Annotated in this window: 13 protein-coding genes; 6 read left to right on the top strand and 7 right to left on the bottom strand. The window is 61.3% G+C overall.

Annotated elements, in window-relative coordinates; all coding sequences use genetic code 11:
• The first annotated feature begins 4 nt into the window (after window positions 1–4).
• The 3 genes from ACYVNQ_RS17440 (at window position 5) to ACYVNQ_RS17430 (ending at window position 3,021) form a co-directional block, all read left to right on the top strand.
• The gene (locus ACYVNQ_RS17440; protein ID WP_460903805.1) at window positions 5–1,084 is read left to right on the top strand and encodes an HlyD family secretion protein; all 1,080 of its coding nucleotides are present in this window, start codon (window positions 5–7) and stop codon (window positions 1,082–1,084) included.
• On the top strand, window positions 1,081–2,622 hold the full coding sequence (locus tag ACYVNQ_RS17435; protein WP_460903803.1) for an efflux transporter outer membrane subunit: 1,542 nt from the start codon (window positions 1,081–1,083) through the stop codon (window positions 2,620–2,622). The genes ACYVNQ_RS17440 and ACYVNQ_RS17435 overlap by 4 nt, the downstream gene beginning before the upstream one ends.
• A gap of 111 nt (window positions 2,623–2,733) precedes the next feature.
• Entirely contained in the window at window positions 2,734–3,021 is a 288-nt protein-coding gene (locus ACYVNQ_RS17430; RefSeq protein WP_460903802.1) for a DUF4148 domain-containing protein, read from the top strand.
• 49 nt (window positions 3,022–3,070) lie between these two features.
• On the opposite strand, the gene ACYVNQ_RS17425 is transcribed toward ACYVNQ_RS17430, so the two are convergent.
• Genes ACYVNQ_RS17425 through ACYVNQ_RS17415 form a run of 3 tightly spaced genes read right to left on the bottom strand, consistent with a single transcriptional unit; the run spans window position 3,071 to window position 7,285 of the window.
• Window positions 3,071–4,525 carry an efflux transporter outer membrane subunit gene (locus tag ACYVNQ_RS17425; RefSeq protein ID WP_460903801.1) on the bottom strand — a complete coding sequence of 485 codons (1,455 nt, stop codon included), beginning with the start codon at window positions 4,523–4,525 and terminating at the stop codon, window positions 3,071–3,073.
• 17 nt (window positions 4,526–4,542) lie between these two features.
• The gene (locus ACYVNQ_RS17420) at window positions 4,543–6,165 is read right to left on the bottom strand and encodes an MDR family MFS transporter (protein ID WP_460903800.1); all 1,623 of its coding nucleotides are present in this window, start codon (window positions 6,163–6,165) and stop codon (window positions 4,543–4,545) included.
• Window positions 6,143–7,285 carry an HlyD family secretion protein gene (locus ACYVNQ_RS17415; RefSeq protein ID WP_460903799.1) on the bottom strand — a complete coding sequence of 381 codons (1,143 nt, stop codon included), beginning with the start codon at window positions 7,283–7,285 and terminating at the stop codon, window positions 6,143–6,145. Before ACYVNQ_RS17415 ends, ACYVNQ_RS17420 begins: the two co-directional genes overlap by 23 nt.
• A gap of 95 nt (window positions 7,286–7,380) precedes the next feature.
• Here ACYVNQ_RS17415 and ACYVNQ_RS17410 point away from each other — a divergent pair, with 95 nt between their 5' ends.
• From ACYVNQ_RS17410 to ACYVNQ_RS17400, 3 genes are all read left to right on the top strand, one after another.
• Window positions 7,381–8,136, top strand: a complete 756-nt coding sequence (locus ACYVNQ_RS17410) for a CerR family C-terminal domain-containing protein (RefSeq protein WP_460903798.1) — start codon at window positions 7,381–7,383, stop codon at window positions 8,134–8,136.
• 247 nt (window positions 8,137–8,383) lie between these two features.
• A complete protein-coding gene (locus ACYVNQ_RS17405; RefSeq protein ID WP_460903797.1) occupies window positions 8,384–10,381 on the top strand; it encodes a BTAD domain-containing putative transcriptional regulator in 1,998 nt (665 codons plus the stop codon).
• Window positions 10,382–10,465: 84 nt separating this feature from the next.
• Complete coding sequence (locus tag ACYVNQ_RS17400) at window positions 10,466–11,353, top strand: haloalkane dehalogenase (RefSeq protein ID WP_460903796.1); 888 nt, start codon at window positions 10,466–10,468, stop codon at window positions 11,351–11,353.
• A 183-nt stretch (window positions 11,354–11,536) separates the two neighbouring features.
• On the opposite strand, the gene ACYVNQ_RS17395 is transcribed toward ACYVNQ_RS17400, so the two are convergent.
• The 4 genes from ACYVNQ_RS17395 to ACYVNQ_RS17380 form a co-directional block, all read right to left on the bottom strand.
• Window positions 11,537–12,580, bottom strand: a complete 1,044-nt coding sequence (locus ACYVNQ_RS17395) for a T6SS immunity protein Tli4 family protein (protein WP_460903795.1) — start codon at window positions 12,578–12,580, stop codon at window positions 11,537–11,539.
• The gene (locus ACYVNQ_RS17390) at window positions 12,574–14,508 is read right to left on the bottom strand and encodes an esterase/lipase family protein (protein ID WP_460903794.1); all 1,935 of its coding nucleotides are present in this window, start codon (window positions 14,506–14,508) and stop codon (window positions 12,574–12,576) included. Before ACYVNQ_RS17390 ends, ACYVNQ_RS17395 begins: the two co-directional genes overlap by 7 nt.
• A 24-nt stretch (window positions 14,509–14,532) precedes the next feature.
• Window positions 14,533–17,319, bottom strand: coding sequence for a type VI secretion system Vgr family protein (locus tag ACYVNQ_RS17385; protein WP_460903793.1), 2,787 nt, complete (start codon window positions 17,317–17,319; stop codon window positions 14,533–14,535).
• A gap of 314 nt (window positions 17,320–17,633) precedes the next feature.
• Window positions 17,634–19,250, bottom strand: coding sequence for a patatin-like phospholipase family protein (locus ACYVNQ_RS17380; RefSeq protein ID WP_460903792.1), 1,617 nt, complete (start codon window positions 19,248–19,250; stop codon window positions 17,634–17,636).
• Window positions 19,251–19,412: the final 162 nt, after the last annotated feature.

The following is a 19,412-nucleotide window of genomic DNA, read 5'->3' as shown; positions in this document are numbered from 1 at the left end:
GAATATGTCATCTGCCACTCGATTCCCCAAAAAAATCGTTGTTCTGGTCTTGTGCGTGGTTGCACTCGGCATCATTGCATGGGCCCTTGCCGGGTTCCTTGGTGACTCGAACACGCAATCCACTAACGATGCCTATGTGACGGCAGATTTCACCCTCGTGGCACCGCGTGTAGCCGGGCAGATCTCGGACGTGCTGGTGCAGGACAACCAGCAGGTGAAGGCCGGCCAGCTGATGGTGCGCATCGACGATCGCGATTTCCGTGCGGCGCTGATGAGCGCGCAGGCCGATGTGGTGGCGGCCAAGGCGTCGGTGGCGAACTATGACGCGGAGATCGCGCGGCAGCCGTCGCTGGTCGATCAGGCGCGCGCCACGCTGAAATCCGACGATGCATCGATCGAATTCGCGCGTGCCAACGCGTCGCGCTATCGCAATCTGTCGGATGCCGGCGCGGGCACCACGCAGGAGCAGCAGCATGCGACCAGTACGCTGGCGGAACAACTCGCGCAGCAGGCTCACGACCGTGCCGCGCTGCTCACCACCGAGCAGAATCTCGACGTGCTGCGCACGCAGCGCGACAAGGCGGCCGGTGCCGTAGGCCACGCGGAGGCGGTGCTCGAACAGGCGCAGCTCAATCTTTCGTACACGGAGATTCATGCGCCGATCGACGGCAAGGTCGGCAGGCGCTCGGTGCGGGTAGGCGCATTCGTCACGCCTGGCGCGTCGTTGCTCGCCATCGTGCCGCTGTCCGACGCTTATATCGTCGCCAACTTCCAGGAAAACCAGCTCACCCATATGCGCCCAGGCGATAGCGTGCGCATCAAGGTCGATACGTTTCCGGGCGTGTTGATTCAAGGGAAGATCGACAGTCTTGCGCCTGCGACGGGCGTCAGTTTCGCGCCTATCGCGCCGGACAACGCCACCGGCAACTTCACGAAGGTGGTCCAGCGCGTGCCGGTCAAGATCACGATCGATCAGGGGCAGCCGGCTGCGGCTGCATTGAGCGTGGGGCTCTCGGTGGAAGCCGAGGTGACGATTGCGAGGCATGGCGGCAATGCGCCGATCGCCGGAACGGACAACAAATGAACGCGCGCAGATTCTCCTTTCGCACGCCGGCGGCGGCGGTGCTGCTGTGCCTGGCGCTCGCGGGTTGCATGGTCGGGCCAAATTTCGAACCGCCGGTTGCATCGACACCCGATGTGTTCGACCGCACCCAATCCGCGCAGGCATCGAGCAAGGCCGTCGCGGCGGAGTTCAATCCGGACTGGTGGACCTTGTTCAACGATGCCACGCTGAATTCGCTGCAACAGCAGCTGACCGATGCGAACCTCGACGTGGCGGCGGCGTCTGCGCGGCTGCGGCAAAGCAGGGCGCAGCAGCGCATTGCCGGCGCGGCGGAGTACCCGACGCTGGACGCCGCTGCATCGTATGACCGCGAGCGCGGCAGTCCGAACGGCATCCTGTCGTTGCTCGGCGTGTCGCCGACGGGCAGCCAGCCGCAATCCGCTTCGGGCGCTGCGCCGCTCGGTGTGGCGCCGTTGCCCGGGTCGAGCGGTTCGCCTGCTTATAACCTTTACCAGTTCGGCTTCGACGCATCGTGGGAAGTCGATATCTGGGGGCGCGCCCGACGCGGCGTCGAGGCCGCCACGGCTTTGAGCCAGGCATCTTACGAAGATCGCAACTCGGTGCTGCTGTCGGCCCGCGCGGAACTGGCGCGAGACTACATCGAGTTGCGCGACACGCAAGCTTTGCTCGATATCGCGCACCAGAATCTGAAGATCGCCAAAGATGCCACGAAGCTCACGGAGATTCGCGTGCGCGAAGGCGTCACCACGAATCTGGATGTGGCCAATGCGGCGGCCCAGCAGGAGACGATCGAAAGCCTGATTCCGACGCTCGAAGCGCATTCGACGACGCTGATCAATGCGATCGGCGTGTTGCTGGCCAAAGAGCCGGGTGCGCTGCGGCAGACGCTTGTCGAGCCGCACGATGTGCCTGCGTTGCCGGGGCAGGTGCCGATCGGCTTTCCATCGGAACTGGCGCGGCGCCGGCCCGACATCCGGCAAGCCGAAGCGCAATTGCATGCGGCGACCGCAGCGATCGGCATGGCGAAGGCCGACTTTTATCCGCGCATCTCGCTGAACGGCAGTGCGGGGTTCCAGAGCCTGCAGTTGTCGAATCTGGCTGACTGGGCGTCCGGACAGTTCGTGGTGGGTCCATCGATCACGCTGCCGATCTTCGAAGGCGGCCGTCTGAAAGGCACGCTGCATCTGCGCGAGGCACAGCAACAGGAAGCAGCGATTGTCTATAAGCGCACGGTGCTCGAGGCATGGCGCGAGGTGGACGATGCACTGGTTGTCTACGACGCCGAACAGCGCAGACGGGATCGCCTCAAGAAGGTGGTGAGCTTGAACCTGACCGCGCTGTCGATTGCGCAGCAAAGGTATAAGGCGGGCGCGGTCGATTTTCTCGAAGTGCTCAACGTGCAGAAGCAACTGCTTCAGGCGCAAAGCGATCTTGAGCGCAGCGAAGCGGATTCCGCTGTGAACCTCGTCACGCTGTGCAAGGCACTCGGTGGCGGATGGGAGTCGGCTTATGCAAGGCAGGACATGCCGCCTCGTTAGCCCCGCTCGTAGCGATTCCCGCGAAATCAATCTTAGGGCGACCCGATCCGCGGGTTACGCCTGTTGTTGTGCATCTTGTTCTTGTTGAACAATCGAACCAGGAAATATGAAATGAAGCGATTGGTGATTTCGGTGGTTGTTATGGCCGGTGCGCTCGCGCCGTGGACCGCGTTCGGCGAATCAGCCACGCATGGCAAAACGCGCGCACAAGTACAGGCGGAATTGATCCAGGCCCGCGACGCGGGAACCTTCGATGAACCCGATTCGACCTATCCCGCCGGGCAAATGCGCGCAGCCGCTGCGCAGGCGGTGGGCGGTGCAAGTAGCGGCGGCTCGGAAAGTGGACTCAGTCCTGCAGCTGCGCCGCAAGGGCGGGATAGCATCTTCTTCGGGCAATGACGATAGCGCTCGCGGCGCAGGCGTCTCGACCAGGCTGCCAGCCAGCCTGTTACGCCTGCCAGCCGAGCCCGAGACTCTTCTGCAACGCGATAAAGTCTTTAAGCAGCTCGGCTTGCCCCGCAACCACGTTTTGTTGCGACGTAAATTCCTGACGTTGCGTATCGAGCAGATCGATCAGCGTGGCGACACCTGCTGAATAGCGCTGCCGCATCAGCGTGGCCGAGTGCGTGGCGGACGCTTCCACCTTCTGCAAGGTCACCACATGATCGCGCTGATGTCCGTAGCGCGATAGCGATGAGTTCGCATCCTGCAGCGCTTCGAGCACGGTCTTCGTGTATTGCGCTTCTGCTTCGTCGCGCGACGCTTCGGCGGCGTGCACGGCACCGAGGGTGCGACCGAAGTCGAACGCATTCCATTGCAGATATGGCGCGCCGATCCAGCTGAAATTGCTCTTGCGGATCAGGTGGCCCGGATCGCTTGCACTAAAGCCGAGATCGCCGAGCAGCGTCACCTTCGGGAAGAAGTCGGCGACGTGCTCGCCGATCTGCGCGTTGCTCGATGCGAGCCGGCGTTCCGCTGCGCGGATGTCGGGGCGTTGCTGCAGCAATGCCGACGGATCGCCGATCGCGACCGTCTGCGGCAGCGCCGGTAGCGGTCGCGTGTCGGCGAGCTGTGTGTCCAGCGCACCGGGCTCGCGGCCGGTCAGCACCGCGAGGCGATCGAGCGAATCGGTCACCTGCGCGTCGAGAGGATTGAGCGTTGCGCGCGTGTTTTCGACCTGCGTGGTCAGGCGTTCGACGTCGATGTCCGCTGCTGTGCCGCGCTGACGGCGTTCCTCCGTGAGCGTCAGGATTTTCTGTTCGGTTTGCGCCTGACGTTGCGCCAGCTCGAGGCGCGTCTGCTCGTCGCGCAATTCGACGTAGGTTCGCGCGACTTCCGCTGCGAGCGATACCTGCGTATCGGACAGATCCGCATCGACGGCTTGCGCATTGGCCGATGCGGCTTCGATCGCGCGTCGCGTGCCGCCGAACAGATCGATTTCCCATGAGGCGTCGAAGCCTACCGTGTAGAACTGCAACGGGCCTCGGCCGGATGAACCCGATCCTGATGAACCCGATGAACCGAACGAGCCCAGATCGGGCTCGCGCGTGCGCAGCGCGGCGGCATTGCCCGACAGCTTCGGCAAAGCGTTTGCATGTTGCTGATCCAGCTGCGCGCGCGATTCTCGCAGCCGCGCTTGCGCGATATGCACGTCAGGACTATGTGCGAGGGCGGCGGCGATCAGGTCGTTCAGCTGCGGGTCGTTCAACGCCAGCCACCATTGATTCGGCGCGGCCGTTGCAGTCATGCCGACGTTCGGCGTGCGCACGAAGGTCGCGTTGTGGTCGGCATTCTGCGCAACGGTTGGTGCACCGTGATAATCCGGGCCGACTGTGCAGCCCGACAACACGGACAGCAACGCGACGGCAGCCAGTGCGAAACAGGTCGAACGATGAAACGTCATGGCGAGATCAAAAGAGATTAGTGTCCGGCGGAAGGCGGCGGTGCATTTCGGCGCGGCGTTTTCAGCAGCAGCGCCAGCGGAATGCACGCGATCAGCGCGATACCGAGCAGATAGAAGGTTTCCGAATAGGTCATCACGATCGCCTGCTGCCCGATCTGTGCGCCGAGTTGCGCGAAGGCGCGCATCTGCGAGTACGCCATGTCACCCGTATGCGCGAACCAGTTCGCGGCGTTCGCCGCAATGTGTTGCTGGCCGGTCAGCGAATTGGCGCTGACAGACTCGCGGATCATCGCGGTATGAAAGGTCGTGCGCCGATCGATCACCGTACCGATCACCGCAAGCCCGATCGACCCACCGAGATTGCGCGCCATGTTGTACAGGCCCGCTGCGTCGCCGGAATCTTCGCGCGATACCGCCGCCATCGACGCCTGATTCAACGGCATCATCGCCAGCATCTGCGCGGTGCCGCGGATCAGTTGCGACCAGACGAAATCGTGCCCGACGCTTTGCGCGGTCAGGTGAATATCGAGAATGCAGCTGATCGCGTATAGCAGCAGCCCGGTGATCACCAGCACGCGGAAGTCGACCCGGGCCAGCAGCCGCGGCAACACCGGCATGATCAGGAACGACGGCAGCCCGGACAGCAGCATGATCGCGCCGGCCTGCTCGGCGTTGTAGCCGGCCACTACGCCGAGAAACTGCGGCAGCAGATACGACACGCCATAAATCGCCGCGCCGACTGCGGATACGATGACGATCACGCTCGCGTAGTTGGGGTTGCGCATCAGGCTCAGGCGCAGGATCGGTTTCTTCGCGACCCATTGCGACGCGGCGATCAGCACCATGCCGAACATCGACACGCAGGTGAGCGACACGATCAGCGACGATTCGAACCAGCGTTCGCGCTGACCTTCTTCGAGCACCACGGTGAGCGAACTGAGGCCGATCGCGAGACCGACGATGCCGAGCCAGTCCGCCTTCAGGAACGCTTCCCAGTGTGGCCGGTCCGACGGCAGCCCGACGATCAGCAAGGTCATCAACGCCGCGCAGATCGGCAGATTCATGAAGAAACACCAGCTCCAGCTGATGTTCTCCGCCAGCCAGCCGCCGACCACTGGCCCCAGCAGCGGACCGAGCAACACGATCAGGCCGAACATCGTCATGCCGACCGGCAACTGCGATAACGGCAGACGCGTGCGGATGATGGTCTGCGCGGTCGGGATCAGCGCGCCGCCGGTGAAACCCTGGCCGATGCGGCCGGCGATCATCATGGGCAGCGTGTGCGACCAGCCGCACATCATCGAAAACGCAATGAACAGCGCCGAGTTGGTCAGCAGGAAATTGCGCAGACCGAACACACGCGTGAGCCACGCGGCGAGCGGAATCATCACGATTTCCGACATCAGGTAGCCTGTCGAGATCCATGTGCCCTCGGTGCCGGTGGCGCCGATTTCGCCCTGGATCTGTGGCAGCGCGGAGTTGGTGATCGAGATGTCGAGCGTGGCCATCAACGCGCCGAGTGCGCCCGCGGCGACGGCGATCCAGTCGCTCGCGCTGGCACGCGGCTCCGCGTGCGGCGCGGCCGGCGCCGCAGCGCCCGGAGCCGGTGCGGTCGGATCAGCCACGATGGTTCTCGGCATCGATACGCGCGTCACGGTCGCGCGCGGAACGCGTGTCGACGTCGACGGTGACCGACAGCCCCGGCATCAGCACGCTGCGCGTTTCAGGACCGGTGTCGATGCGAATCCGCACGGGCACACGCTGCACGATCTTCGTGAAGTTGCCGGTGGCGTTTTCCGGCGGCAGCAGCGCGAACTGCGAACCGGTGCCCGGCGAGAAACTGTCGATCACACCGTGCAGCGCATGGCCGGGCAATGCATCGATGTGCATTTCCACCGGTTGGCCGAGGCGCATGCTGCCCACCTGCGTTTCCTTGAAGTTGGCCACCAGATAGGTGCTTTGCACCGGCACCACGGTCAGCATGCGGGTGCCGGGTTGCACGTACTGGCCGACGCGCACCGTGCGATCGCCGACCTTGCCGCCGAGCGCGCTGCGCACCACGGTGTTGTCGAGATCGAGCTGCGATTGTTGTGCGCTTGCCTGAGCCGCTTCGAGCTGGGCGCGTGCTTGCCCGAGTTGCGCAGTGGCCGATGCGATCTGCGAGCGGGCGGCTTCGACGGCGGCTGCGTTGGCCGCGAGCGTTGCGTCGGCCTGATCGCGGCTGCTGGTGAGCTCGGCGAGCCGTTCGCTGGTTTCCGCGCCGGTTGCGATGAGCGGTGCGTAACGCCGAACTTCATCGCTGGCATGCCGCGCGCTCACGCGCGACACTTGCTGCTGCGCTTGTGCCTGCGCGATATTGGACTGCTGCTGCTTGATGTCGGCTTGCGCGCGCTCGATGTCCGCCTTGCGTGCATCGACCGTGGCTAGCGCCTGATTGAGCGCGACCTGATACGGACGAGCGTCGAGTTGCACCAGTTGATCGCCGGGTTTGACGATCTGGTTGTCCGCCACGAAAACCTGCGTGATATAACCGGCGATTTTTGGCGCGACCGTCACGCTATCGGCCTGCAGATAAGCATCGTCGGTACTTTCGATGAAGCGGCCCACGGTCCACCAGCGGGCCAGCCAGATCCCCGCTGCGATTAGCGCGACAATGCCGAAAGCGATCAGCAAGGTTCGCCGGGAAAGGCGCCGCGCGCCAGGCTGGCGCGAGCCTTCGGTAGGTACCGGGCGGGAAGGAGAGCCTGCGGTTGATGACATCGTATCGGTCCAATTATTTCCACTTGGCACAATTATTCCAGTCGATAAAATTGTGTCAAGTGATATATTTCTTGCGGTGCCATGGAGAGGAATGCATGAACCCCGTTAAAAGACTGCGCCGTTCGCCGGAGGGCGGCTATGCGCGCGGCGACGAGACGCGTCACCGGATCATCGAAGCGGCGGTCGAATTATTTGGCGAACACGGTTTCGAGGGCGCGTCGACACGCGACATCGCGACTCGCGCGGGCGTCAATGCGCCGGCGCTGCAGTACTACTTCGAGAACAAGGAAGGCGTGTATCGGGCCTGCGTCGAGGCGCTGGCCGATGAAGCGTGGAAGACGTTCGGGCCGGCTATCGAGCATGCGCAGCGGGTGCTGGAGGAGAAGGCCGAGGTGGCCGCGTTGATCGATGCATTCCTGCTCATTCAGGAAGCGATCGCCGACGGCGTGTTCGCTAAAGCGAGCAAGCCTGGCCGGCGGCTTTTCTTCGCGCGCGAACAGGCGGGTTATGAGCCCGAAAGCGCTTCGCAGATTCTGGCTTGCCGGATCCGTCAGCCGCTTAACGACGTGAGTGCCGCACTGGTGGCGCGTATTTCAGGGCGGCCCGCGGATGATGAAATCACAGCGATCCGCACGTTTAGCCTGCACGGGCAGCTGGTTATTTTCCACGTTGCGCACCGCTCGACGCTGTCGATGCTTGGGTGGAAGAGTATCGATGCGGAGAAGGCTGAACTGCTCAAGTCGACGGTGCGCGAGCAGACACGCACGTTGCTCGAGCATTGGAGCCGCGAACGGGATCAGGCGCGAAAGCCATCCAGCCAGGCGTCGGGCAAAGGAAAAACGCGCGCCTAGCAGCGAGCGGCTCGTTGCTGTTCAAAGCACTTGTTACAGCGTTTCTTCACACGTTCCCACCGCGCAGACTCGTAGTTGCTCTCACGCGCGAAGCCCGACCCCTCGGGCTTCGCGCGGGTTCGCCCAGGTCATGATGTCAATTCCGGTAGAGTAAGGTTCATTTCTACCGCCTTACGTGTAACTGCGTACGCTGTTTTCCCGAATTAAGTCATCTACCCATTGCCGAAGTGTGTCCGGTGCGGCCGCCGTGCGGATCGTCAAGACGCCGGTCAAGGCAATCATCGGCAATGCGCAAAAAGCGGTGCATACAGCAGGAGTGGTTATCGGGTCGTCTATGGATTGTCACGCTGGCTTGAGTGTTGGAGTTCTAGGGCAACTGATGGTCATGCAACGCGGGGAGCGCTGCGCGTTGCCGGCGTCGCGCAAGACGCGCGGTCTGCTTGCCTATCTGGCATTGGCACAGCGGCCCTGCCGGCGAGACGAGCTCTGCGACCTGTTGTGGGACGGCGCAAGCGATCCGCGAGGCGAACTGCGCTGGAGCCTTGCCAAGATCAAGCTTGCAATCGGCGCCTGGCTGGACGTTTCGCAGGATGGCGTGGCGCTTGTTTCCAAAAGCCTTTGCGTCGACGGCGTTTCATTTCGCGCGCTCGCGCGCGAGCCGCTTAGCCAGCAGAATATCGCCAAGGCTTTAGCGTTATGGCGAGGCACGCCGCTAGCAGATGTCGAGGTCGGCGGACAGCAGAGCTTTCAGGCATGGCTTGCCGCTGAGAGAGAGACGCTCGCGGGGCTACGCACGAACCTGCTAAAGGCAGCTGTCGATCTTGCCTGGACCCATCCCGAAGATGCGTTGTGCGCCGCGCGCCGACTCGTAGCGGCCGAGCCATGGAACGAGTGGGGGCATGCGCGCGTGGTGCAACTGCTTGAGCGATGCGGTCGCGTCTGCGAGGCGACTGATTACGCAGCCGCGACGCGTCGGCGGCTGGCTTGCGAGCTTGGCGTGGCCGACGCGCTGCTTCTGATGCCGCCACCTCCGCCTCCGCTTGCCGAGCGCGTGGAGTGTGGTCAACCGGCGCTTACGCTTGCGCTTGCGCGCAGCGAACATCGGCCTACCGTCAAGCTCGAACCGCTAAAGCTCGTCCCGCGAGGTGACGATGCGGCCGCATTGGGGCTGCGCGTGGCCGCCAATCTCAATACCGCGCTGTGGCGCTCGGGCGCCTGCATCGTGCTTGATGGCGAAACCACCGGCTTGCCCGCCATGAACGGCATGGCGGAGGCCGGATTCGCATTGCGCGGCGCAGTGGCGCGGGGAACAGATTCCGCACAGGTGTCACTGCGTTGTATCGACGTGCGTTGTGGCGCTGTGGTGTGGTCAGGGCAAGTCGAATTGGAAGAGGCGTGCGCATCCGCCGTGCAGGAATGGGTTGAACAGGCCGTCGAGGCAATTACAGTCGCGGTCCGGTCGGCCGGAACCGAAGCGGACCGCGCCGATAGCCTCGACGTGCGCATCGCGACAGCGAAGAGGTTTGCAGCTGCGCTTGAGCCGGCCGCCAACCGACGCGCACTTACCTTGCTGAACGACATCCTGGCCGAAGATGCGGATGCCCCCTGCGCGCTCGCGTTAGCGGCCTGGTGCCACGCGCAACGCGTCGTCTATAACTGGTCGGACGACCTCGGCCGGGACAAGGCAGAAGCCCGATATTTTGCGGCATCGGCTACCCGGGCCGGCATGAACAACCCTGCTTGCCTCACTGCGATCGCCACGGCGCGGACCCTGGTGGGAGATAGAAACGAAGCCGAAGTGCTGCTCGAGCGGTCGCTCCAGTTAGATGGACGATTGCCCGAAGCGCGCGTGCGGAGCGGCTGGCTGGCGAATTACGCTGAACAGCCCCGCGAGGCCGCGCGCCACTTCCGTGCGGCTATCAGGCTGGCACCTATCGACCCGTCCCTGTTCAATGCGCTGGCAGGACTCGGCGTCGCGCATTTCATCGAAGGCAACCATGTGCAGGCGATACGACGCATGGAGCAGGCGCTGGCGCTCAATCCAAAGGCCGTGTGGATTTATCGGAACCTGGTACCGGCTTATGCGGCTGCCGGAGAGCGGCAAAAAGCGGAAAGCGGTGTGTGCGCGCTGCTCGAAAACTATCCCCGCTTGAGCGTTGGCGATGTGACCGATGCGATGGTGTTCTCGGCGCCTGTGATGGCGAAGATTGCGAGCGGCCTGCGCGGAGCAGGTCTTTCTGGATAGCAGCGCGACTTCCACGGCCACTCCAACGCTTTTTCCCACGCCGGCTTCTTAGTCTTCCTGTCTGGTCATAACAGGAGGTGAGAAATGATTTCCGCAGCGTTTCCTTTCCGGAAACAGAAAAAGCAGGTGCTGGGCCGCCAGATGGCTTATGTGGAAGTGGGCCAAGGCGATCCGATCGTTTTCCTGCACGGCAACCCGACCTCTTCGTACCTGTGGCGCAATGTGATCCCGCATGTTCAGTCGCTCGGACGATGCATTGCGCCCGACCTGATCGGGATGGGCGACTCGGAGAAGCTGCCTGACAGCGGTCCTGACGCGTACCGTTTCGTCGAGCATCGCCGCTACCTCGATGCGTTGCTCGAAGCGCTCGACGTACGCGAGCGTGTGACGCTCGTCGTACACGACTGGGGCTCAGCGCTCGGGTTGGATTGGGCGAATCGTCACCGCGATGCCGTGAAGGCCATCGCTCATATGGAGGCGATTGTCGGCCCGCAGGACTGGGACCACTGGGACAACATCAACATGCGCCCAGCTCTGCAGGGATTGCGCTCCGAGGCCGGCGAAGCCATGGTGCTGCAGGACAACTTTTTTATCGAGAAGATTCTGCCCGGCGCTATCTTGCGCCCGCTGTCGGTTGAAGAAATGAACGAATACCGGCGACCGTTCGCGCAGCCCGGCGAGGGACGGCGGCCGACGCTGAGCTGGCCGCGGCAGATCCCGGTTGATGGCACGCCGGCGGACGTGGTCGAGATCACAGCGAGCTACTCGCGCTGGTTGGCGACGAGCCAGATACCCAAACTGTTTATCAAGGCGGAGCCCGGCGCGCTTGTCTCGGGCGGCGTGAATCTGGCGACGGCGCGCTCCTGGCCGGCGCAAAAAGAGGTGACGGTGAAGGGGCTGCACTTTATCCAGGAGGATTCGCCGGAGGAAATCGGACAGGCGATTGCGGAGTGGATGCGGGCGAGGGGGTGAGGTTAGGCGGGCGCTGTGGTCTTGAGGGGGAAGCATTCGCCTGAGTAGCAGCGCTCGCGCCGGTAGGGGAGACTAGCCACTGGCAGATTTAGTGTGGTCCATTGCGGGTAAGGCACGCACATTTAAGGTTTCAACGTGTGAGCTGCACGGCTGCTTTGCAGCGCGTGCAGCCGCCTCCACCGGTTACACCGCTCCCGGCCGCAACCGTAGGCTATTCAGCAACGTATCCCACACTTGTAGTGCTGCCGCCTCATCAACTGGCGAGGTCGCCAGATCAGGCGTCAGATTGGGATTGAAACTGGTTGTGCCAAGCAGCAGCTGGATGGACGTATGCGGCTTAGCAAGCGTGCTTGGATCGCCCGGCGCAAGCAGATAGAACTGGTACGAGGTGATGGCACCTTCTTTGAGTTCGAACAGCACCTCCTCAGCATTCATTCCGGCAATTGTGCGCTTGCCCTCGCGCAGAATGCGATAGTGGCCCGGCAGCCGGTTCAGTTGGGCGCGCAGATCAGGGAGCGTTCCGGTCAGCGTCTCATGTCGATCTGAGGCCCTAGAATCACGCATTTGTATCACTAGCAGCGCTGGTCGACCTGGCATAAGCATAAATGACTGGCTGACCTCCTCGGTGTAAGTCGATGAGCCCGTCACGATGCCACCATCAAAGCAAAAGCCAGATTCACTCGGCACCGTCCAGTTATCGCGTTGCCTGATACGCTGAGCTATATCACCATAAATAATCTCTGCCCGACCAACGGCCGCCGAACCAATTCCCCCAACCATATGGAACAGTGTGTTGTTATCGTAAATATAACCATCCGATTCAAACGGCAACGAAACTCCACTGATTTCCGCATCAAGATAAACGAATACCGTTGAGCTTTTTGTCGGTGAGAATGCTTTTTCCAACCATGATCGGCTCAATTCCTTATTATTGCTTCCGGCATCCACGCGCTTCTTCGTGCGCAGTTCCCTGTCTCGAGCATCGACTCTCGCTTGGTAGGTTGCATGCGATACGTTGTGTTGGGTCTCAAGCTTCTCTCCTGCGAACTCGTAACGTTGATTCGATATCTCGCTAGAGGCTGGCCGGTCAAACACGAAACGACCGACGCACCACGAGCGCGGCTTGAACAGCAAGGAATTGGTCATGATCGGCTCTTCAGAGAATGCAATAGTGCAGGCACTCGCACTTGCAACGAGTAACAGAATTTTCCGGATAAGCTTCAGCATGAAAGCTCTCGTGCGTCTTGAGCGATCTGTACGATGCTGTAGAGTAACGCCCAACGTGTCCAAGGATGATCGTAGCTCTCTTGGTGGCCGTAGCCACCCTGCGCGAATGCCATTCGCACACCCGTGGCCGTATCGCCCTTCACCTTCGGATCGAGCCCTCGCGCCTGTGCTTGCGCGGACCACACGGGAACCGTGCCATCGCCCGCAACAATGCCGTAGCTGTTTTCGCGTCTTGACGGGTCAGGATCGCTGACACCAAAAGGCAATATGGCGACCTTTTTGACCTCAAACTCGACAGTCTGCTTGTACGATTCCAGGTGCACCCTCACGTTGCCGGATTCGGAATCAGAGAGCGCAGTCGCCGAGCGCAGTTCTGCTTCAGTCACACTTGACGGTAAGACGCCCCTCCAGATCACCTTGCCCCACGTCAATAACTTCTCGAGTTTTTGCCCTTTTTCAAGAAGCGGCTTATGCCGGTCAACGACATCGATCGTCGCAGATGTCCTAGGCTGTTCTTTGAGTGCGCCATTCCCGTATGAAGCGTAAGTCACTCGATGATATAGGTTCTGTATATCGCTTTGTTTGACAGCGACACTCTTCATCGTCTGATGAAAATTCTGCAGCATAGTCTTGCGCATTGGATTTATATCAAGTTTCTCTTTTACAAGTCCGGCCGGATCTAAAAGCTTTTCGTTCGGCACCAGCCCATACCACGCAGAATTAGTGTAAATCTCCTCAAGCGCCTTACCAGGCTTCTTCGGCAACTCAATCACCGGCTCTCCATTCAACTGCGCAAACACCCACCAAGGCTTCCCATCGTTGTAATCCGGCATCGGCAGCAACTCGAGTGGCCCTGGCGCATTCGCCGCCACCGCAACAAACTCCGGCGCCTTGCGCCCAACCAGCGCGCCGTTCACAAAACCATTAAACCCACCCTCACTCCCACCTCCAGTGCGAAACCGCTTCGCCGTCACCGGCGCACCCGTCGCCGGCTGCACGTTGTGAAACACCCCGTGCATCAAATCCGCCGCGCCATGCATTGCAATCGCCATCCGCGCCACCAGCCCGCCCATCGAATGCGTGACGATGATCGCCTTGCCGCTATCGTTCTCAGCGCAGATCTCCTTGATCCCCATCAGCCGCGTCGTCTTCTTCGACTTGGGATCGTAAAAGTCCGAACCATCAATCACCTGCCGCGCAGAGTCGGCATTCGACTGCAGCCAGTTGTAGCCGATCGCGTACACCCGGTACTGATACCTGGCAAAGTGCTTGAACGCCGGTGAATCTAGCGTAAGCGTGTCGCCCTTGCCCATCCCGCCGTACTCAGCCGGCGCGGTGCCCAACACCGGTTTAAGCGCCCACCTCTCCCCCTGAGGATCCGGGTTCACCCAAGCACCGTGCGGCTTACCCAGAAACATCGGCTGATTAAGCTCCTCTTCAAGCCACGCAAGCACCGGGTGATAGCTCGTGCGATGCACCGATCCCCATCCGCGTCGGCGCGCTTCCTCTTCATCCACCCCAAGCACATGCTTGCCGACGTTAATCGGCCCCAGCGGCGTCACCACAGCCCGCGTCGGGTCAAAGCTCTTCTGTCGCGATTCCGCGCTCTGAAACCACATCCGGATCAAATCCGCCAATGCCAGCACAGATTGCAGCGCGCCGTCCGTGTTCGGCGCGAAGAACAATTCGCCGCCCGTGTCCTTGTCTGCCAGCAACGAGCCCATCACACCAGGCAGGAAAATCACTGGAATGATTGGCCTGACATCGCACAGGAATTCCTTGACGCGTGTATCGCTTGCGGGCGTCAACGTCGCATAGGCATATGAGTGGCCGTCCTTGTCGGTGCGCCCTATTATTCGCACGACTTCCTGCTGGATATCGTCGTCGAATGGCGAGTCGCCCGGATTGGCTTTCTGGGTATCGGTCATGTCAAGTCTTGCAGTCAAAAAGATCTACGCTGAAGTCCCGCCTGATTTCGAGCCACGCTTCAAGGCAAGCAGCTTGACCGTCTCGATATCCTCACTTTTCTGCTCCGGCATGTGCCCGATATCGCTTGTCATCCCGGTCAAATGCGTACCTTCAGCTCGCCCTACCGCGTATTGATGGCTTTTCATCAATTCCCCCGTGACCCGATCGCGAATCACATATGGATCGTTGAAGTTGGCCTTTTGCTGCGCGTTCATGTGCTCGGCGACCGACCCCGGGCCCTTCTTACTTAATGACGCCGCCTTGACCGTTCGCGCGCCGCGCGTGCCATCTTCGATTCCATCGGGCGTGATGCGGATATATGAGCCGCCGCACTTGAGCATCAGCTCTTGACTAGCCTCAATGACGACGCGCCCCTGGTTGCTGGTCAGCGTCATGTTGCGATCGGCGTACAGCCGCATGTCGTCGCTTTGCGCCGCCAGTTCCACTTTCCCCTTCGCAGCAAGCAGCTTCATTCCAGCCTTGTGCACGAACATGCTGAGCTTTTCGGCGGCGGCCACGACAAACGATTTACCGGTCGCGACATATGAGCTTTCGCCACTCACCAGGCTGATCTGCTGGTCCGCCGTAACCTGCACAGACTGCTGCGTAGACAACCCGATACCCGCGGGGCTCGCCATGACGATCAACGGCGCACCGAAAGCGTTGGTCTCGCCCATGCCCCCACCGCCAGTTCGCCCTCCCAGCCTTGGGGCTGACACCTCCCGACGCGTGCCGCTCGTCACCGCTTTCAACACCGCCTCGCTCGCCTGCAACGATTCCGCCTGCGCGAGCGCGCTCGCATTCGACAATGCGCCGACCAGCGTCCCCGCGCGATCCAGCTGCTCATGCAGTTCGTCGATATCGAGCTGCGCGCCGTCGTGCGCCTTGGCATGCGTGCTGACATACAACCCGCCATTGGCGCGCATCGCACCATAGTCGTCGGTATGCAACAGGAAGCCGTTACCGAGATAAGCCCCGCGCGAGTTACCGGCGTGACGGATCAGGTAGCCCTGATGAAAAGCGCTATAGCTTTTCCCCGTGAAACTCGTCAGCCGCGTACCACCCTGATTGGCAGCATCGTCGTGAACGAGCTCATTGAATGCACCGGTCTCACCGAAGCCGCGCGACCGAAAACCCGACAGCATGACGTCTGTGTGCCAGGGCGGCGGCGTCGCCCCGTTGATCCGTCCCAGCACGAACGGGCGATCGCAGTCTCCGCCCCAATGATCGATCGCCACCTGTTCGCCGGCGCGTGGCACATGCACGGCGCCGTAACCGCTTCCGGTGTCGGCCTGCAGCGACAACAACAACGGCGACGAACAGTACGCATCGTCCGGTGTCTGTCGATCCCAGGCGAAACGCACGTAGACCCGGTTGAGCTCGTCGGACCATGCCTCCTCGCCTCGCGGCGCGACCACCTTCGCATGCTCGATATGCATCGCAGGCTTGCCGTGCTCAAACGGGCTGCAGTATTCAACCGTCGTCTTTTGAGCCTCCAGTTGAACCACAAAGTAGCCAACCTCGCCATCCACCGCATGCGGACGCGATTGAAATGCCGTGCCATGCGCTGCCTTGACGTCGGCAACCGCGCGCTGGAGACTGTGCGGTAGCTCGGCGGCGGGCTGCCCGATCGGCACATTGTTTTCGATGGTCCAGCGCAACTCGACCGCGACAAACTCGCGCTGTCGGGTGTCGTGTTCGTCATGCCGTGGATGATGGTCGAGCACGAAGCGCGAGCCTGCGTCGATCCAACGCAAGCCGCCTGTACCCATATAGCGGCTTGCTTGCGCATCCCAGGCCTGCGTGCGCAAGTGCGCACGGTCATTGCCCGCTTGCCAGTCGGGATACCCGTACGACAGCGACTCGAACACCTCCATCGGCACTGTGGGAATGTAGGCCCTCTCGTCGGAACGCGAATCTCGAACCGCGTAGCTTGTGGACTGCAGTGTGCTCGTGGTCTTGAAATTGACCCACGGGTACCTGTAATCGAATGAACATGCCGTGTATGCCGTGCTCTGGAGTGTCTGCACCGCCGCCCATTGCGTGAGGTCCGCTGTGTCGTCGCCGCCCTTGCCTCGCCTGTAGCTAACCCGTTTGGGCTCCGGTAGAAAAAAGAGGCGATCGACAATGACCAGCGTCGTCTTGCGCGAACCGTCGGTCTTGTCTTCGGCCGGCTGCCAGTAGTAGTACCAACCCTCATCCTCGAGCAATCGATGCACGAAATTCAGGTCGGACTCGGCCTGACGGCAGTATGAGCGTGCGTGCGGCTTGGACAGAATCCGTACGCGTACACAGCCTTGCAACTGCGGATATCGATCGAGTACCTCATACAGGATATCGCTCGCGTTTGTGTCCAGCCAGTAGCGGTCATTGCGGGTGTGACCGAGGAAATACAGCGCCGATGAAAATTCGATCTGGTAAGCAGTGAGATCCCCGTCCGTTCCCAGCATGCTCATGCGGTGAACGAAGCCATCAATCTCCCGATAGGCGGACAGCCCGGACCCCGAGCCTGTTTGCTGAATCCGCAGGCTTACCGGTTGATGCATCAGCGACAGCAGCGGGATGTCCACACGGATTGAAACCACGTCGACAGTCCAGCGATAGTCGCGACCGATCTTGGCCCAACCCTGCGCACGCAGCGGCACGAGTACATCCGCGCCGAGCGGGGTAGTCAATTGCAGCAAACGCTCCTTCTGCAAAAGGCCCCGGTGAAATGCATCGTAGAGGTCGCGCCGCGACACCTCTGCGCGTGCCTTGGGTGTGGTTGCCATCGATCTTCCCGCCGGGTAGTGCCGAGCTTCTCTGGACGAATGCCTTCCGCATCAAGCCGCGTTGACTGAATACACGCAGATATGGGCTGCGCTAGAGTCAACGGGAAACGATCTTAGCAAGGCGAATTAATTTGAAACCCCAAATTTCTTATCTTTTTATTAAGTTGGGAATTTTCGCTCTTAAAGATCAGATTTAAATTTAAGAAAATTACAGAAAAATGGCCACCAAAATCAGCGTCCACAGGACGCGGAATCAACGTCGCAAGTGCGGCCCGTCAATTCCGCGAGATACCGCTCGTTATTTACTCGCGCAGTTATAGCGCATTCGCGTTGACCAGTTCCGGACACATCTGCTTGATGCGCTGCTCGATGATGCCATTCGCAACGTGCGTTTCAGTACCGGAAGTCGTTTCATCCCAGGACGTGCGGCGGCGCCGTTCAGGCGGCGTGTCGAAAAAGTCCTGAATGTCGGCCGCGTGTTGATGCACGCTCCAGCACGCGGCAACGCGTACCAGTTGCGCTGAGCATCCATCCAGGTGATAACTCGTCGGAATGTCGCGAGCCGCGGCGTGCACGCTTTTCGCGTCGTCGAAATGCGCGTGGCAGTCGGGCGTATCGATCTTCAGCGATGAGATGTTCAGGTCGTCCGGCTTCATCTGCACGATGTCGAGCCGCGTGACGGCGTCGTTCGATCCCTTCGAGCGTGCGGTGAAAACAGTCAGTTCCCACAGACGCTCACGGTATAGCGACGCACGCACCTCTTGAATATCGGAAGGGCGTGTCGGGTCTGCGATGAAGGCGGTCAGCGGCGAGGAGTCTTTAGCAATGTCGGTGCCGCGTGCATTGAACGGCAAGCTCGCATCGAGCGAGACAACGAGGTCGCGATGCGTTTCGTTTTTGGTCAGATCGCGTAGAAACAGCTGCATCATCGATTCGAGCCCGCTGTTGTCGGCCACACCGCCGTCGATCAGATGCAGCAGCGTGTCGTCGCCTTTTACGTTGAAGGCGACCGGACCTACGGCCAGGGGAAATGCACCCGAAATGGCCACTGCACGCGCCAGTGGCAGCGATGCGCTCGGCACTGCGCGCAGCCGCGGGTTCCAGAAGCTATCGAAGCCTTCCGGCGTGAGCGCGTCGTTGCGATCACATTGGTTGAGCTTTGCGGCGTGCATCTGTTCGCCTTGGCCCGCTGGTGCGTAGACGGCGTCCATCAGGAATTGCGTGGTGTTCAGGCAGAACGCGTTGCTCGGGATCGTGGTCATCACGAAGCGGCGGCCGCTGTCGTAGTGGGTTGCGTTGAGGATCAGGTATGGGCTTGCGCCGGAGGCCTCGCGGCGATCGAGATCGGCGAAAGTCGCGTCATGCAGGAACGTCTTGTCGATTGCGTGGGCGAGGCGCTGGGCGTTTGAGCCGAACGTTGGGTACTTCAGGCCGAATAGCGCCGCTTCCCAGTTGAAGTTCATCTGTTGATGAAAATCGTCGAAGAAGCTTGCGTACTGCTCGGGCAATTGTTGGCCTGAAAGCATCGGTGTGTAATGGCCGATGCCGTTCATGCTGAAGTAGGACGCTGCAAAGCTGCCGCCGGAGACGCTGGAGATGTAGCTGACGGTATCGAGGAAGCTGATCGGTTGTTCTGCGGATGTTGCGGCGGGTTGCGGTTGGGTCGACGTTGGGGAGACCGGCACGCTGCCAAGCAACTCGAGCACGTACGACGCGAATAGCGCTGAGCGGTTGCCGCCGCCTGAAATCGCGACACCGACGAGGGAGTGCGCATCGCTCGTTGGTGGCTTGGGAGCGTTGCTTTGATATGTGCTGGGCTCGCCGGGCGTTAGCGAGTAGTTCGAGCATCCTGCGAGCAGGGTTGCGGCCAGAGCGACGAGCGATGCGCAGATGCGGCCGCGACGGTTGCGGACAAAGGCGTCTTCGTTCATTGTGTGCTTCTCCTTTCCTTTGCATTGCGCCGCATGGCTGTCAGCGTGTGTGACGGCGGAGCGGCTGCTTTATGCAAAACAACTGGAGAGGAGGGTTATTCCTGCGGGTGGGGCCCGACCATTTTGCTAACGGGTCTGTGCCTACATCGCAAAAGCCCGGCT

This window comes from Paraburkholderia jirisanensis (genome assembly GCF_054782355.1).
Note: the sequence above shows the minus strand (reverse complement) of the source record. Positions and strands in the feature narration are given on the sequence as shown.

Bases quoted from the DNA above. Each gene is read 5' to 3' on its own strand.
- ACYVNQ_RS17440 (WP_460903805.1), top strand. From the start codon at position 5: ATGTCATCTGCCACTCGATTCCCCAAAAAAATCGTTGTTCTGGTCTTG.
- ACYVNQ_RS17435 (WP_460903803.1), top strand. From the start codon at position 1,081: ATGAACGCGCGCAGATTCTCCTTTCGCACGCCGGCGGCGGCGGTGCTG.
- ACYVNQ_RS17430 (WP_460903802.1), top strand. From the start codon at position 2,734: ATGAAGCGATTGGTGATTTCGGTGGTTGTTATGGCCGGTGCGCTCGCG.
- ACYVNQ_RS17425 (WP_460903801.1), bottom strand. From the start codon at position 4,525: ATGACGTTTCATCGTTCGACCTGTTTCGCACTGGCTGCCGTCGCGTTG.
- ACYVNQ_RS17420 (WP_460903800.1), bottom strand. From the start codon at position 6,165: ATGCCGAGAACCATCGTGGCTGATCCGACCGCACCGGCTCCGGGCGCT.
- ACYVNQ_RS17415 (WP_460903799.1), bottom strand. From the start codon at position 7,285: ATGTCATCAACCGCAGGCTCTCCTTCCCGCCCGGTACCTACCGAAGGC.
- ACYVNQ_RS17410 (WP_460903798.1), top strand. From the start codon at position 7,381: ATGAACCCCGTTAAAAGACTGCGCCGTTCGCCGGAGGGCGGCTATGCG.
- ACYVNQ_RS17400 (WP_460903796.1), top strand. From the start codon at position 10,466: ATGATTTCCGCAGCGTTTCCTTTCCGGAAACAGAAAAAGCAGGTGCTG.
- ACYVNQ_RS17395 (WP_460903795.1), bottom strand. From the start codon at position 12,580: ATGCTGAAGCTTATCCGGAAAATTCTGTTACTCGTTGCAAGTGCGAGT.
- ACYVNQ_RS17390 (WP_460903794.1), bottom strand. From the start codon at position 14,508: ATGACCGATACCCAGAAAGCCAATCCGGGCGACTCGCCATTCGACGAC.
- ACYVNQ_RS17385 (WP_460903793.1), bottom strand. From the start codon at position 17,319: ATGGCAACCACACCCAAGGCACGCGCAGAGGTGTCGCGGCGCGACCTC.
- ACYVNQ_RS17380 (WP_460903792.1), bottom strand. From the start codon at position 19,250: ATGAACGAAGACGCCTTTGTCCGCAACCGTCGCGGCCGCATCTGCGCA.